A 13,733-nucleotide genomic window follows, 5' to 3' on the forward strand; every position below is an offset into this window, starting at 1 on the left:
AAGGACCTTGATGTCACTGCCACTTCAGGGACTGTCGGCGATCGTCACCGGCGCCGGACGGGGCCTGGGCCGGGTCGAGGCACTGGAACTCGCCCGGCTCGGCGCCGCCGTCGTCGTCAACGACTACGGACAGCCCGGCCGCGACGGCTCCGGCGAGGCGTCCGCCGCCCCCGCCGAGGAGGTCGCCACCGAGATCCGCAAGGCCGGCGGCACGGCACTCGCCCACACCGGGGACGTCGCCGACTTCCACCAGGCCCGCGCGCTGGTCGAGTCGGCGATCGAGGAGTTCGGCAAGCTGGACATCCTCGTCAACAACGCGGGCATCCTGCGCGACCGCATGGTCTTCTCCATGACGGAGGGCGAGTGGGACTCAGTGATACGGGTCCACCTCAAGGGCCACTTCAACACCACCCGCTTCGCATCCGCGCACTGGCGCGAACGGTCCAAGGCGGCCGGCGAGCCGGTGTACGGGCGGATCGTGAACACCTCCTCGGAGGCCTTCCTCGCCGGCTCCGCCGGACAGCCCAACTACGCGGCCGCGAAAGGCGGAATCGTCGGCCTCACCACCTCCACGGCCCTCGCCCTGGCCAAGTACGGCGTCACGGCCAACGCGATCTGCCCGCGCGCCCGCACCCGGATGACCGAGGACGTCTTCGCGGGGTTCGGCCAGCCCGACACGGGCCTCGACCCCCTCGCCCCGGAACACGTCGCCCCCCTCGTCGGCTACCTGGCCTCCCCGGCCGCCGCCCGCGTCAACGGCCAGCTGCTCGTCGTGCACGGCGGCATGGTCGCGATCGTCGAACGACCGCATGTCCAGGCCCAGTTCGACAGCAAGCAGAAGGCCTTCACATACGAGGAGCTGGACGCCGTACTCACCGCGCACTACGCGGACACGAAGGGCGAGACGTTCGCGGCGACGGAAGTGCTGGGTCTCAAACGTCAGTAGGCCGTGCGGGGAGGTGCTGGGACTCAGACGTCAGCAGCCCGCCCGTTCAACGACATCGGCCCCGCCCGTCCACTGGACGGGCGGGGCCGATCGACGTACCGTCAGGCAGCCGTCTCGGTCTGCTGCTCCACCGGCTTGCGGTGACGGCCGAGTGGGGCCGTCTCACCCTCGTGGGACGAGACCGGACCCCGGTGCTTGCCGTGACCGGCGGACTCCTGGGCCTGGGCAGGCTGCTGGGTCGTAGTGGCGTCGCTCATCGGAAGAAATTCACCCCGTCAACATGATCCTTCTTACAGCCGGGCGAGTTTAACCGGCACACCACGCACCGAATCCAGCCGCACACGCCAACCGCCACCACTTCGTTACGTGGCCGCCATACGTCCCTTGAGCGGAGCCTCCTGCAACGGGATCGGACGTTGTGGTTCCGCCGGTGGTGCCGGGTTCTGTTGGTGGTTCTCTGCCGCGCCGTCGTGGCTGGTCGCGCAGTTCCCCGCGCCCCTTTGGGGCGCTTCGCACTGCGCCAAGCCGCATGGCACCGTCTGGGTCGCGTACGGCAGTTGCAGCACCCCGTCCGGAGTGAACAACCCGGCCCCCGCCAACCACCCCTCCGGCGCCGGAAGATGACGTACCTGTCGTTCGGCGGGTTGCCACAGACCCACCCAGCTGCTCACCGGACCCTCGATCCGCAACGCCACCGCACAGTTCTCCGGCATCAGCATCTGCCCCGGCTGGACGGCGAACGGCGTGACCGCGCAGTCGTCCACCCGCAGGACGTCCGGAAACCGCACCGGCCGCGTACTGCCCAGCACACCCCAGCCCAGCCGGGCCCGCCCCGGCGAGGGCGCGTCGGAGCTGATCAGCAGCAGCCCGCTGTCCGGGTCGGCAAGCAGCAGCCGGTCGTCGCTGTCGGCGGCGATCTGGAGCAGCGGTGACACCTCACCGCCGCGCTCCAGGTCGACCACGACGGTCTTGGTCCGCCCGCCGACCTCCCGGTCGAGGGCCAGCATCCGCCCCGTACGGTCCAGCCACACCCCGCCCGAGCAGCGCCCGGGGATCTCGGCGAGATGCTCGGGCCCGAAGGCACCGCCCGCCACCAGCCACACCGCGCTGGAACGCCGGCCCACGGCGAGGGCGTACGCCTTGTCGCCGCCCGGCGCGGGTGGCAGCAGCCGCAGCCGGGTGCCGGGGTCCGGGCACTCGACCGCGCCCAGCGGCAGCTCACCGGTGCCGGGCCCGGTCGGGTACAGCAGCGAGAAGACGTGCCGTCCGTTCGACAGGCGCCGGATCAGGACCCGGCCGTCGCCCATCGGCTGCACCTCGGTGCCGGGCTCCTCGGGCTGGTTGCCGGGCAGCGGCACGGCGTACGGCTCCGGCCCGTCCAGGGTCCAGCGCTCCGGGAACAGGGAGTCGCCGTCCTGGGCGAGGCGTGCGGCGTAGCAGCCGTCCACGGTGATCGCACAGCCCGCCGGCGGGGTCGGGGCGTCCTCGTCCTCCGCGGTGGGTTCGATCGCACAGGCCGTCATCGGTCGATCACCTCCAGCGACGAAGCTAGTTTTCGTACGCACAGGCGGGGGACCGCGGGGCATCCGCTTCACACATAAGGGTGGCCACGGTTCGATTCGCCTGAGGAAACGGAGGCGGATGTGCTGAGCGGGGACAGCGCCCCAGGTGGTGCTTCGGAGCAGGTTCAGCGGCAGAGAACCTCCAGGTAGCCTTTAGCGCGTGCCCCGTCTGTCTGAAGTCATCGCCGCGCTGGAGAACCTGTGGCCCGCCGAGCGGGCCGAGTCCTGGGACGCGGTCGGCACCGTCGTGGGCGACCCCGATCAGGAGGTCGCAAGGGTCCTCTTCGCCGTGGACCCGGTCCAGGACATCGTCGACGAGGCGGTGAAGCTGGACGCCGACCTGCTGGTCACCCACCACCCGCTCTACCTGCGCGGTACGACGACGGTCGCGGCGAGCCACTTCAAGGGCCGCGTGGTGCACACCCTCATCAAGAACGACATCGCGCTGCACGTCGCCCACACCAACGCGGACACCGCCGACCCGGGAGTCAGCGACGCCCTCGCCGGGGCCCTGGACCTCCGTGTCGTACGACCGCTGGTGCCGGACCCGACCGACCCGTCCGGGCGTCGGGGCCTGGGCCGGATCTGCGAGCTGGACCACCCTGTCCCCCTGCGTGAGTTCGCTCAACAGGCCGCCGAACGGCTGCCCGTCACCGCGCAGGGCATCCGCGTCGCCGGCGACCCCGAGGCGGTCGTACGGACGATCGCCGTGAGCGGCGGTTCCGGCGACGGCCTCTTCGACGAGGTACGCGCGGCCGGTGTCGACGCCTTCCTCACCGCGGACCTGCGCCACCACCCGGTATCCGAGTTCATCGCGGATCGCGCCCACGGCAGCCCCCTCGCGCTGCTCGACGCGGCGCACTGGGCCACCGAATGGCCCTGGTGCGAGCTGGCCGCCGCCCAGCTCGACGAAATCTCCGACCGCAACGGCTGGGACCTGCGCGTCCATGTGTCCAAGACGGTCACCGACCCCTGGACCAGCCACTCCCCTTCACCTGGAGCCCCCAACTGAACGCCGCGCCCGCCGACCAGATCCGACTTCTCGACGTCCAGGACCTGGATGTCCGCCTCCAGCAGCTCGCGCACAAGCGCCGCTCGCTGCCCGAGCACGCCGAGATCGAGTCGCTGACCAAGGACCTCACCCAGCTGCGCGACCTGCTCGTGGCCGCGCAGACCGAGGAGAGCGACTGCGCCCGCGAGCAGACCAAGGCCGAGCAGGACGTCGACCAGGTGCGCCAGCGCGCCGCCCGCGACCAGCAGCGCCTCGACTCCGGCGCCGTCACCTCCCCGAAGGACCTGGAGAACCTCCAGCGCGAGATCGCCTCCCTCGCCAAGCGGCAGGGCGACCTCGAGGACGTCGTCCTGGAGGTCATGGAGCGTCGCGAGTCCGCGCAGGAGAGGGTCGCCGAGCTGACCGAGCGGGTCTCCTCCGTCGAGTCGAAGATCGACGACGCGACGGCCCGCCGGGACGCCGCGTCCGAGTCGCTCGACGGCGAGGCGGCCGCGGCGACCAAGGAGCGCGAGGTCATCGCCGGCACCGTCCCCGCCGACCTCCTCAAGCTCTACGACAAGCTGCGCCAGCAGCAGGGCGGCATCGGCGCGGCCAAGCTCTACCAGCGCACCTGCCAGGGCTGCCGCCAGGAGCTGGCCATCACCGACATCAACGAGATCCGCGCGGCCGCACCCGACACGGTGGTGCGGTGCGAGAACTGCCGTCGCATCCTGGTGCGCACGTCCGAGTCGGGTCTGTAAGGGGCTTACGCCGTGCGGGAGTTCATCGTCGAGGCCGACGGCGGGTCACGGGGCAATCCGGGGCCCGCGGGCTACGGAGCCGTGGTGACCGACGCGGCGACGGGAGAGACGCTCGCGGAGGAGTCCGAGTACCTCGGCGTCGTGACCAACAACGTCGCCGAGTACCGGGGGCTGGTGGCGGGCCTGCGCGCCGCCCACGCCCTCGACCCCGCCGCCACGGTCCACGTCCGCATGGACTCCAAGCTGGTCGTCGAGCAGATGTCGGGCCGCTGGAAGATCAAGCACCCTGACATGAGGCCCCTGGCCACGGAGGCGGGGCGGGTGTTTCCGCCCGGGCGGGTGACCTACGAGTGGATCCCGCGGGAGCAGAACAAGTACGCGGACCGGCTGGCCAACGAGGCGATGGATGCGGGGACTTCGGGCGCCGGGAAGCCCGGGGCTGCTGCGTCGGCCGCCGAGAAGGCCGCTGCCGACATCCGGGCCGCGCGCAATGTGGCGACGCCGACCGTCGGTTGGGGTGGTGCCGACCTCGGTGCGCCCGCCACCTTCGTGCTGCTGAGGCACGGGGAAACGCCGCTGACGCCGCAGAAGCGTTTCTCGGGCAGTGGCGGCACCGACCCGTCCCTCTCGGACGTCGGCAGGGAGCAGGCCGAGCGGGCGGGGGCGGCACTCGCCCAGCGCGGGACGATCCAGGCCGTCGTCGCGTCCCCCCTCGCCCGGACCCGCGAGACCGCCGGAATCGTCGCCGCCCGGCTCGGCCTCGACGTGGCCATTGAGGACGGGCTCATCGAGACGGACTTCGGCGCGTGGGAGGGCCTCACCTTCGCCGAGGTGCAGGAGCGCCACCCCGACGACCTGACCGCCTGGCTCGCGTCCCCGGACGCCCAACCGACCGGCGGCGGCGAGAGCTTCGCGGCGACCGGCATCCGGATCGCCGCCACGAGGGACAAGCTGGTGGCGGCGTACGCGGGCCGTACGGTCCTGCTGGTCACGCACGTCACGCCGATCAAGACGTTCGTGCGGCTCGCCCTCGGCGCCCCGCCCGAGTCCCTGTTCCGCATGGAACTCTCGGCGGCCTCGCTGTCGGCGGTGGCGTACTACGCGGACGGCAACGCGAGCGTACGGCTGCTCAACGACACGTCGCACCTGCGCTGAGCGCCGCCGCCTCGCGGGCCAGCGACTCGATCCGCGCCCAGTCCCGCGCGGCCACCGCATCCTCCGGCAGCATCCAAGTCCCGCCCACACAACCGACGTTGGGCAGCGCCAGGTACTCGGGAGCCGACGCGAGCCCGATCCCGCCGGTCGGACAGAACCGCGCCTGCGGCAACGGCCCGGCCAGCGACTTCAGATAGGCCGTACCGCCCGCCGCCTGCGCCGGGAAGAACTTCATCTCCGTCACACCGCGCTCCAGCAGCGCCACCACCTCCGACGTGGTCGACACCCCCGGCAGGAACGGCACCCCGGACGCCCGCATCGCCTCCAGCAGTACGTCCGTCCAGCCCGGGCTCACCAGAAAACGCGCCCCGGCCGCGACCGACGCCGTCACCTGCTCCGGCGTGATCACAGTGCCGACCCCGACCACCGCGTCCGGCACCTCCGCGGCGATCGCCCGGATCGCGTCCAGCGCGACCGGCGTCCGCAACGTCACCTCGATCGCGGGCAACCCACCCGCGACCAGCGCCCGCGCCAGCGGAACGGCGTCGGCGGCGTCCTGCACGACGACCACGGGGACGACGGGGGCGAGATCAAGGATGGAGGCGCTCATGCGGAACATCGTGCCGTCAGGGAGCAGCATGCGCAAAGGTCATTGCGCATGCTGCAATCGACGCCTCTCAGTGAACCTCGTCCACCAGCACATCCAGCGCCCAAGCCGCCCCCGCCCTCACCGGCGGCTCGACCTCCACCACGTACCCGAGGTCCCGCAACGCCTCCACCAGCGCAGCCGGCCCCTTCGGCGCCACCCCGGCCGACAACAGACTCCGTACGATCCGCCCCTTCGTCGCCTTGTTGAAGTGGCTGACCACCTTCCGGGTCGGCGCATGCAGCACCCGCACGGTCGCCGTCCGCCCGGCGACCTCACCCTTCGGTTTCCAGGCGGCCGCGTACGCGGAGGACCGCAGGTCCAGCACCAGCCCACTGCCGGCCACCTCGGGAAGCGCGTCCGCCATCGGCGCACGCCAGCGCGCACCCAGCGCCCCGAGCCCCGGCAGCTTCACGCCCATCGAGCAGCGGTACGAGGGAATCCGGTCCGTGACCCGGACGGCACCCCAGAGCCCGGAGAAGACCAGGAGGGAGCGCGACGCCCGCCGCTTCGCGGCCGCATCGAGAGACGCGAGATCCAGAGCGTCGTAGAGCACCCCCGTGTAGATCTCCCCGGCGGGCCGCGCCCCGGCCGTCCGCAGCTCCACGTTCTTGGCGACCTCGCCCCGCAGCCCCTCGCTCAGTCCGAGTACCTCGCACGCCTTGTCCTCGTCGGCCGCGCACAGCTCGACGAGTTCGTCGAGGACGGCGGCCCGCGTCTCCTGGAGCGCGGGCAACGACAGCGACTCGAGCTTCAGCGGGGCGCCGCGGCCGGCGGAGGCCTTGCCTTCGGAAGGCGGCAGCAGGACGAGCACGGGTTCTCCTTCTGTTCGGGCTTCGCGACAGCGTACGGCGTGCTGGGGTTGGGCTCCGCAACGGCGTACGGCGTACTTGGGCAGGACTCCGCAACGGCGTACGGGCCGGATTGTGCCTAGGCTCGGGGGTATGCCCCGCCGCCACATCCGCGTGACCGGCGCCCCCGAAGCCCCTCTCCGGGCCGCCCTCACCGCGCTGCGTACCGAACTCGGCGTCTCCGAGCGCTTCCCGCCCGAGGCCGTCGCGGCCACCCCCGCCGTGCCCGACCACGACGCCACGGACATCCCCCTCTTCACCATCGACCCGCCCACCTCCACCGACCTCGACCAGGCGATGCACCTCTCCCGCCGCGGCACCGGCTACCGCGTCCGGTACGCCATCGCCGACGTCGCCGCGTTCGTCGTACCCGGGTCGCCGCTGGACGCCGAGGCCCACCGCCGGGTGACCACCCTGTACTTCCCGGACGAGAAGATCCCCCTTCACCCGCTGTCGCTGAGCGAGGACGCGGCGAGCCTGCTCCCGGACCGGCCCCGCCCGGCCGCCCTGTGGACCATCGACCTCGACGCGGACGGCCGTACCCTCGCCGCCGACGTCCGCCGGGCCCTCGTCCGCAGCCGCGCCAAGCTCGACTACGCGGGCGTGCAAGGGCAGATCGACTCCGGTACGGCCGAAGAGCCGCTCGCGCTGCTCAAGGAGATCGGGGAGGCACGGGAACGCCTGGAGATCGAGCGCGGCGGCATCTCCCTCAACGTGCCGGAGCAGGAGATCGTCGAGCACGACCACACGTACGAGCTGAACTACCGCGCCCCGCTGCCCGCCGAAGGCTGGAACGCCCAGATCTCCCTGCTCACGGGCATGGCGGCGGCGGACAGCATGCTCGCCTACGGCACGGGAGTCCTCCGCACGCTCCCCGCCGCCCCCGACGGCGCCGTAGGCCGTCTCCGCCGTACCGCCCACGCCCTGCACATCGACTGGCCGCACCACGTCTCGTACGCGGCCCTCGTCCGCTCCCTCGACGCGCACCGCCCGCACCACGCGGCGTTCCTGTTCGAGTGCACGACCCTGCTGCGCGGCGCCGGCTACACCGTCTTCCGGGACGGACTCCTCCCGGACATCACCACCCACTCCGCCGTGGCCGCCCCCTACGCCCACTGCACGGCACCGCTCCGCCGCCTCGCCGACCGCTACGCCTCCGAGATCTGCCTGGCCGCGACAGCGGACCGGACACCGCCCGACTGGGTACTCGCCGCCCTCGACACCCTCCCCAAGGAGATGGCCGACGGCACCCGGCGCGCGGGCCAGGCCGAACGCGCCTGCGTCGACATCGTCGAGGCGGCGCTGCTCAAGGACCGCGTCGGCGAGTTCTTCGACGGCTACGTGGTGGAGGTGGAGGAACGCCGACCCACGGTGGGAAAGGTGCAGTTGGACTCCCCGGCGGTCGTAGCCCCCATCGAGAGCACCACGGACCCACTACCCCTCGGCGAACGCCTCCGCGTCCGGCTCGTCCAAGCGGATCCGGGGGCGGCCGCGAAGGTGCGGTTCGCGCCTGCGTGATCGCCTGCGTGATCGCCATCGGATGCGCAGAGCACCGATGTCCTCATCGGTCCGCCCCGGTCACGATCCGCAGCGCACGGCGGATGGCCTCCGCCTGGGCGGGGGCGAAGTCGGCGTAGAAGGCGCGCAGGAAACTGTCGTCGGAGTCGATGTCGGAGTCCCCGGGGGCCAGCTCCCGGGGGATGCAGTCGGCGAGGGCACGGGCGGCCTCGTCCACGCGCGGGTCGTCGGTGGGGGCGTCGGAGAGGGCGTCGAGAAGGGCGTAGACGGACAGCACGCGCTCGACGCCGCCCGGCGTGGCGACAATGCCGCCGAGCAGCCCCAACAGCCGTTCCCGTTCCGCCGGATCCGCCGCAGTGTCGATCAGCGCGAGCACTTCGCGGTCCTTGGCGGCCATGGGAGAGTCACCGGGGATGTGCGCCATCTCGGCGAACAGCGCGGCCAGTTCGGGCGAGACGGGCCCTTCGGCGGGCAGGCACTCCTCGGCGTCGAGCAGGGCACGCAGCCGGGCCCGCCGCTCCCGGATCGCCTCCTCCTGCCGGGCAAGATCCTCGTCCAGCTCGCTGAGCACCTCGATGAGGTCCCGCCCCGCGTCGTCCGCAAGCACGTCCCGCACCTCCCCGAGCCCGAGCCCCAACTCGGTGAGCCGCCGAATCCGGGCCAGCACGACGGCGTGCCGCAGGGTGTAGTTCCGATACCCGTTCGACATCCGCTCCGGCTCCGGCAGCAGGCCCAGGTGGTGGTAGTGCCGCACGGTCCGCGTGGTGACGCCGACGGCTGTGGCGAGCTCTCCGATCCTCATGCTCCTAGTAGAAACGTTGACGTTGCGGCAGGGTCAAGCGACCACGATGGAGCGAACGGTTTCCGATCTCAGCGAATGCCTTCCGATCTCGCGGACACCTCGGATTTTCTCCGAGCTCCCCGGCGTTGCAGGCGTCAAGGGGGTACGAGGTGAGCGCACGTGAACACGCTGAACACGCCCGCTGGACCAGGGCCCGGCTGGGCCGCGGCGGGCCCCCGCTCGACCTGCTGACGGCCCGCTTCGCCCGGCACGTCTACGCCCCGCACGCCCACGAGGAGTACACGGTCGGCATCTGCGTCGGCGGAGCCGAGGTCATCGACTACCGGGGCGGCCGCATCCTGCCGGGCCCGGGCTCCATCGTCGTACTGGACCCCGGAGAGGTGCACACGGGCGGCCCGGCCGCGTCCGACGGCTACGCGTACCGGGCCCTGTACGCCGAGCCGTCCCTCCTCACGGAAGGGACATGCGGTGGCGTCCCGTACTTCCGGGAACCTCTGCTGGACGACCCCGAACTGGCCGCCGCCCTGCACGCCGCGCACACGGATCTGAGCGCCTGCCCCGATCCGCTGGAGGCGGAATCCCGCATCCCCTGGCTGCTCACGGCCCTGGCCCGCCGTCACTCGACGGCACGTCCGACGGACGACAGGGTCCCGGGCGCGCAGCAGGTGGCTCGCGCGGTACGGGACCGCCTGGGCGACGAACTCCAGACCCCACCCTCCCTCGCCGAACTGGCCGCCGAGCTGGACCTCTCCCGCTACCAGCTCCTACGTGCCTTCCGCACGGCGACGGGCATGCCGCCGTACGCCTGGCTGGCCCAGCACCGGGTCCACCTGGCCCGCGGCCTCCTGGACTGCGGACTGCGACCGGCCGAGGTGGCGGGGATGGTGGGCTTCGCCGACCAGGCCCACCTCACGCGCTGGTTCCGACGCGTGCTCGGGGTGACCCCGGCCGCGTACCGCAACAGCGTTCAAGACGGCAGGCGCTGACGCGCCCGAGACTGCGCGCATGACTGCACGCGGCTGGATCCTCTTCTCGGTGATGAGCGTGGTGTGGGGCATCCCGTACCTGTTGATCAAGGTGGCGGTGGACGCGGACCTGTCGCCGTCCGTGGTCGTCTTCACCCGCTGCGCCTTGGGCGCGGCCCTCCTGCTGCCGTTCGCTCTGCGCCAGGGCGGCCTGACCCGGACGGTTCGCGCGCACTGGCGCCCCATGCTGGCCTTCGCGTTCATAGAGGTCATCGGCCCGTGGTGGACCCTCACGGACGCCGAACGCCATCTGTCCAGCTCAACGGCGGGCCTGCTGATCGCGGGCGTACCGATCGTCGGGGTCGCTCTGGCCCGCTTCTTCGGGGCGGGGGAGCGGATGGGGATACGGAGGGTGCTGGGCCTGACGCTGGGCTTGGCGGGCGTCGCGGTCCTGACCGTCCCGCACCTGACGGGCGGCGACGCGCGGTCGCTGGGGGAGGTGCTGCTGACGGTGCTGGGGTACGCGACGGCGCCACTGATCGCGGCGAGGTGGCTCAGGGACGTGCCGTCGCTACAGCTGACGGCGCCGTGCCTGGCGCTGGCGGCGCTGGTGTACGCGCCGGCGGCGGTGATGGGCCGCCCGCCTTCGGTCCCGTCGGCACCGGTGCTGGCTGCCTTGGCCGCCCTCGGGGTGGTGTGCACGGCGGTGGCATTCGTGGCGTTCCTTGAGCTGATCAAGGAGGTGGGCCCGACGCGGGCGACAGTGTTCACGTACGTCAACCCGGCGGTGGCGGTGGCGGCGGGTGCGATCTTCCTGGACGAGGCGCTGACGGCGGGCGTGGTGGCGGCGTTCGCGCTGATCCTGACCGGATCGGTACTGGCGACGGCGGCTGCCGGACCGAGGAAGGCTGCACGCCCGGTAACATGGTCGACACGGCAGACGAGCCGGGCGGACGGCCGCGTGGAGGTTCCTATGGACCTCCCCGAGGAACGTCCGGGCTCCACAGGGCAGGGTGGTGGCTAACGGCCACCCGGGGTGACCCGCGGGACAGTGCCACAGAAAGCAAACCGCCCAGCGTTCAGGCGCTGGGTAAGGGTGAAACGGTGGTGTAAGAGACCACCAGCGCCTGAGGTGACTCAGGCGGCTAGGTAAACCCCACCCGGAGCAAGGTCAAGAGGGGACGCCTTCTCGAAAGAGGGGCATCCCTGCGCGGACGTCCGAGGGCTGCCCGCCCGAGTCCGCGGGTAGACCGCACGAGGCCGGCGGCAACGCCGGCCCTAGATGGATGGCCGTCGCCTTCGGGTCCGCGAGGACTTGGGGGAACAGAACCCGGCGTATAGCTCGGCTCGTCTGCCTCTATGGCCCTGACCTGGAGGTTTCCTCGGGGCAGGGCCGTTTGTCGTCGTGGTGGGTGTGCCCGGCCGACCTGGGGTGTTCCCGGGAGTTCCCGCATGTTTGTGCAACGGGGCACCGGAACGGCGGTGCCCCGTGCTCGGAATCAGGGGGAAGGGGAGGCCGGCGGTGACTATGCCGCTGATGTAAAGGCCGGCCTCGCCGGGCGCTTCTCCGTGGACTCCGGGATGCCGATCACCTCCACGCTGATGCCGGCCTGCTCCAGGGTCCGGGTGGTCTGGGCGAGGGTGATCTGGGAGAAGGGAAACAAGGTCTCCGGCGTCAGCGTCGCGCCGTTGCCCAGCTTGATGGCGAAGACGACGCGGCGCGGGACGAAGTCGGCGGGCAGGGAGAAGCCGTCCTTGCCCTTGTCCTTGGCCTCCGCAGCAACACGCTCGGTGAACTGGCGGCGCACCTCAGCGTCCTGCTGGAGCAGCTGGATGGCGACGATGCTCTGGTTGAACAGGTGGCTGAGCGGCCCGGAACCGCCGTGGGCGGGCTTGACCAGGATCAGGGTGCCGTCCTTGGTGAGCAGGTCGCAGACCTCGAACTGGCTCGAACTGGTACCGACGGGGTTGCGCGCGTTCTTGCGGTCCATACAGAGCAGATGCGGGTGGGTGTCGCGGACACTCTCGTTGTACTGGCGCTCGGTCTGACCCTTGTACCAGGTGGGCAGATCCACCGAGGGGTGCGGCGGGAAGAGCCTGGCGATGGTCGCGCGGATCGTCTCCACGAAACGCGCGCCGAGCTCGTACCACTCGCCGTCGGTGAGGCAGAAGCGGCGGGATCCGACGGAGATCTGGGCCTCGATCCAGCGCAGCGCGGAAGTGGTGAACAGGCGCTCCTGGCCGCCGCCCTTGGGATAGAGGTAGCCGGTCACCGTGCCCATGCGTACGGCGTCCAGGCGCGTCCCCTGGCGGTGTACGCGGGCGCGACCGAGGAGATAGGGCAGGTCGAAGTCGTCATGGCGGCCGGGCTCGCTGCTGTCGATCCTGATGTGGAACATCCGGGCTGCCTGGTACGGCTGCCAGAGTTCCGTGGGGACGGCGGAGATGATCCGGCCGTCGGCGGGCTCACCGAGGGCGGCATCCAGGGCGACGTCGAGGAGTTCGAGAGTTGCGGCGTCCTTGACCGGCGTGATGTGTTCGACGAATTCCAGCTCCGGCTGCGGCTGCTCGTCCCGGAGGACGCGTCCGATCTCGCGGAGGTCGGCGATCAGGTCCTCGCGCTCGACGCCGAGCGGGATGCGCAGCCCCGCGCCGCCGTCCGCGCCGAACTGTTCCACGCGGCCGAGGTGGGAACGGGTGAGCTTGAGATCCTTGAGGTAGGCGCCGAGCCGGTCGACATGCTGAGCGTGCTCGCGGACGGCGAAGCTGAGCACCGGCTTTCCCGCGGGCGTCAGCGCGATGTCGGTGCGTGCCTCGCCGATGGTGCGGGACACGAGCCCCCGCAACTGGTAGGGATCGCCCGCGCGCAGTACGAACGCGAGCCCGAACCGCTTGTTGACATAGCTGTCCTCCAGCATCCGGTAGCCCATGTCGGCGCCGAGGGCGTACACCATGCCGTCGACGGCGAGCAGGTGCAGGGCGGCGGGGCGACTGGAGGAGATGGTGAAGGACTCTCCGTAGCCGCTGGAGAAGACATCACCCCAGCCCACCTGTTCCCTGTCGTGGGGGACGACGACCGCGATCTGCTGGATCGGTTCCTCCGGCGCGGAGACCCTCAGTACAGCGTACGGGGTGTTCAGGTACTTCTGGTTCACGGCCTCCAGCATGGCCTCGACGGTCGGGGCGACGCCGGGGAGCTGGTAGACGGTGCGGGTGCAGGTGTGAGGGACCATGCGTGCCTCCATGCGGCAGGGGAGCGCGATGCGCGCGAGGTGGGGTAACTAGGGCGTGCCTTAGGGGTGTTGAAAGACGTGGCGAGCGGTGAGGTCGACGTGATGCGACGTGGTCAAGCCACGGACAGGTGCGGTACGTGTCCTGTCCTGCTGAGTGCGGTGAGGACGCGGTTCGCCCGGTGGTTCGTGGTCCGGGCGGCGAAGTCGTTGGTCAGGCGCAGGACGAGGGTGGGGGTTGCGGACATGGCGCGGCTGTCTCTCTTGCAGGAATGGAAGGGATCCGGGACCGGAATGGTGGTGCCC

General features: G+C 71.3%; 13 protein-coding genes, 1 other RNA gene and 1 pseudogene. 8 read left to right on the forward strand and 7 right to left on the reverse strand.

The window, feature by feature from the left end; all coding sequences use genetic code 11:
* Positions 1 to 10: 10 nt before the first annotated feature.
* Positions 11 to 946, forward strand: a complete 936-nt coding sequence (locus ACIHFB_RS09380; RefSeq protein WP_400126173.1) for a 3-oxoacyl-ACP reductase — start codon at positions 11 to 13, stop codon at positions 944 to 946.
* Between the two features lie 101 nt (positions 947 to 1,047).
* On the opposite strand, the gene ACIHFB_RS09385 is transcribed toward ACIHFB_RS09380, so the two are convergent.
* Positions 1,048 to 1,203: a hypothetical protein gene (locus ACIHFB_RS09385; protein WP_400126175.1), complete on the reverse strand. Its 156-nt coding sequence runs from the start codon at positions 1,201 to 1,203 to the stop codon at positions 1,048 to 1,050.
* Positions 1,204 to 1,308: 105 nt separating this feature from the next.
* A complete protein-coding gene (locus ACIHFB_RS09390) occupies positions 1,309 to 2,469 on the reverse strand; it encodes a hypothetical protein (RefSeq protein WP_365276854.1) in 1,161 nt (386 codons plus the stop codon).
* Positions 2,470 to 2,668: 199 nt separating this feature from the next.
* On the opposite strand from ACIHFB_RS09390, the gene ACIHFB_RS09395 reads away from it, so the two are divergent.
* The 3 genes from ACIHFB_RS09395 to ACIHFB_RS09405 are packed head-to-tail and all read left to right on the forward strand — an operon-like array spanning position 2,669 to position 5,415.
* Positions 2,669 to 3,520: a Nif3-like dinuclear metal center hexameric protein gene (locus ACIHFB_RS09395; RefSeq protein ID WP_365276856.1), complete on the forward strand. Its 852-nt coding sequence runs from the start codon at positions 2,669 to 2,671 to the stop codon at positions 3,518 to 3,520.
* Positions 3,517 to 4,260: a C4-type zinc ribbon domain-containing protein gene (locus tag ACIHFB_RS09400; protein WP_365278255.1), complete on the forward strand. Its 744-nt coding sequence runs from the start codon at positions 3,517 to 3,519 to the stop codon at positions 4,258 to 4,260. Before ACIHFB_RS09395 ends, ACIHFB_RS09400 begins: the two co-directional genes overlap by 4 nt.
* A 12-nt stretch (positions 4,261 to 4,272) precedes the next feature.
* The gene (locus tag ACIHFB_RS09405) at positions 4,273 to 5,415 is read left to right on the forward strand and encodes a bifunctional RNase H/acid phosphatase (protein WP_365276859.1); all 1,143 of its coding nucleotides are present in this window, start codon (positions 4,273 to 4,275) and stop codon (positions 5,413 to 5,415) included.
* Here ACIHFB_RS09405 and eda read toward each other — a convergent pair.
* Positions 5,390 to 6,025 carry a bifunctional 4-hydroxy-2-oxoglutarate aldolase/2-dehydro-3-deoxy-phosphogluconate aldolase gene (gene eda, locus ACIHFB_RS09410; RefSeq protein WP_365276861.1) on the reverse strand — a complete coding sequence of 212 codons (636 nt, stop codon included), beginning with the start codon at positions 6,023 to 6,025 and terminating at the stop codon, positions 5,390 to 5,392. The genes ACIHFB_RS09405 and eda overlap by 26 nt on opposite strands.
* Before the next feature lie 67 nt (positions 6,026 to 6,092).
* On the reverse strand, positions 6,093 to 6,875 hold the full coding sequence (gene yaaA / locus ACIHFB_RS09415; protein WP_365276864.1) for a peroxide stress protein YaaA: 783 nt from the start codon (positions 6,873 to 6,875) through the stop codon (positions 6,093 to 6,095).
* A 130-nt stretch (positions 6,876 to 7,005) separates the two neighbouring features.
* On the opposite strand from yaaA, the gene ACIHFB_RS09420 reads away from it, so the two are divergent.
* Positions 7,006 to 8,430, forward strand: coding sequence for an RNB domain-containing ribonuclease (locus ACIHFB_RS09420; RefSeq protein WP_400126177.1), 1,425 nt, complete (start codon positions 7,006 to 7,008; stop codon positions 8,428 to 8,430).
* A 43-nt stretch (positions 8,431 to 8,473) separates the two neighbouring features.
* Here the strand turns inward: ACIHFB_RS09420 and ACIHFB_RS09425 are convergent, their stop codons facing one another.
* A complete protein-coding gene (locus tag ACIHFB_RS09425) occupies positions 8,474 to 9,232 on the reverse strand; it encodes a MerR family transcriptional regulator (RefSeq protein ID WP_365276870.1) in 759 nt (252 codons plus the stop codon).
* Positions 9,233 to 9,381: 149 nt separating this feature from the next.
* Between ACIHFB_RS09425 and ACIHFB_RS09430 the strand changes: the two genes are divergently transcribed.
* From ACIHFB_RS09430 to rnpB, 3 genes and pseudogenes are all read left to right on the forward strand, one after another.
* Complete coding sequence (locus ACIHFB_RS09430; protein WP_400126179.1) at positions 9,382 to 10,218, forward strand: helix-turn-helix domain-containing protein; 837 nt, start codon at positions 9,382 to 9,384, stop codon at positions 10,216 to 10,218.
* Between the two features lie 19 nt (positions 10,219 to 10,237).
* A pseudogene (locus ACIHFB_RS09435) lies at positions 10,238 to 11,068 on the forward strand (DMT family transporter); the annotation flags it as partial.
* A gap of 70 nt (positions 11,069 to 11,138) precedes the next feature.
* Positions 11,139 to 11,551: RNase P RNA component class A (rnpB, locus tag ACIHFB_RS09440), an RNA gene on the forward strand.
* Positions 11,552 to 11,723: 172 nt separating this feature from the next.
* Here rnpB and ACIHFB_RS09445 read toward each other — a convergent pair.
* Entirely contained in the window at positions 11,724 to 13,430 is a 1,707-nt protein-coding gene (locus ACIHFB_RS09445) for a DUF6119 family protein (protein ID WP_400126180.1), read from the reverse strand.
* Between the two features lie 113 nt (positions 13,431 to 13,543).
* Entirely contained in the window at positions 13,544 to 13,675 is a 132-nt protein-coding gene (locus tag ACIHFB_RS09450) for a hypothetical protein (RefSeq protein ID WP_400126182.1), read from the reverse strand.
* Positions 13,676 to 13,733 lie beyond the last annotated feature (58 nt).

The sequence above is a fragment of the Streptomyces sp. NPDC051963 genome (assembly GCF_044593495.1).
Lineage (GTDB): Bacteria > Actinomycetota > Actinomycetes > Streptomycetales > Streptomycetaceae > Streptomyces.

What these genes read in the sequence shown, in the direction of transcription:
- ACIHFB_RS09380 (WP_400126173.1), top strand. Translation starts at nt 11, where the DNA reads ATGTCACTGCCACTTCAGGGACTGTCGGCGATCGTCACCGGCGCCGGA.
- ACIHFB_RS09385 (WP_400126175.1), bottom strand. Translation starts at nt 1,203, where the DNA reads ATGAGCGACGCCACTACGACCCAGCAGCCTGCCCAGGCCCAGGAGTCC.
- ACIHFB_RS09390 (WP_365276854.1), bottom strand. Translation starts at nt 2,469, where the DNA reads ATGACGGCCTGTGCGATCGAACCCACCGCGGAGGACGAGGACGCCCCG.
- eda (WP_365276861.1), bottom strand. Translation starts at nt 6,025, where the DNA reads ATGAGCGCCTCCATCCTTGATCTCGCCCCCGTCGTCCCCGTGGTCGTC.
- ACIHFB_RS09420 (WP_400126177.1), top strand. Translation starts at nt 7,006, where the DNA reads ATGCCCCGCCGCCACATCCGCGTGACCGGCGCCCCCGAAGCCCCTCTC.
- ACIHFB_RS09425 (WP_365276870.1), bottom strand. Translation starts at nt 9,232, where the DNA reads ATGAGGATCGGAGAGCTCGCCACAGCCGTCGGCGTCACCACGCGGACC.
- ACIHFB_RS09445 (WP_400126180.1), bottom strand. Translation starts at nt 13,430, where the DNA reads ATGGTCCCTCACACCTGCACCCGCACCGTCTACCAGCTCCCCGGCGTC.
- ACIHFB_RS09450 (WP_400126182.1), bottom strand. Translation starts at nt 13,675, where the DNA reads ATGTCCGCAACCCCCACCCTCGTCCTGCGCCTGACCAACGACTTCGCC.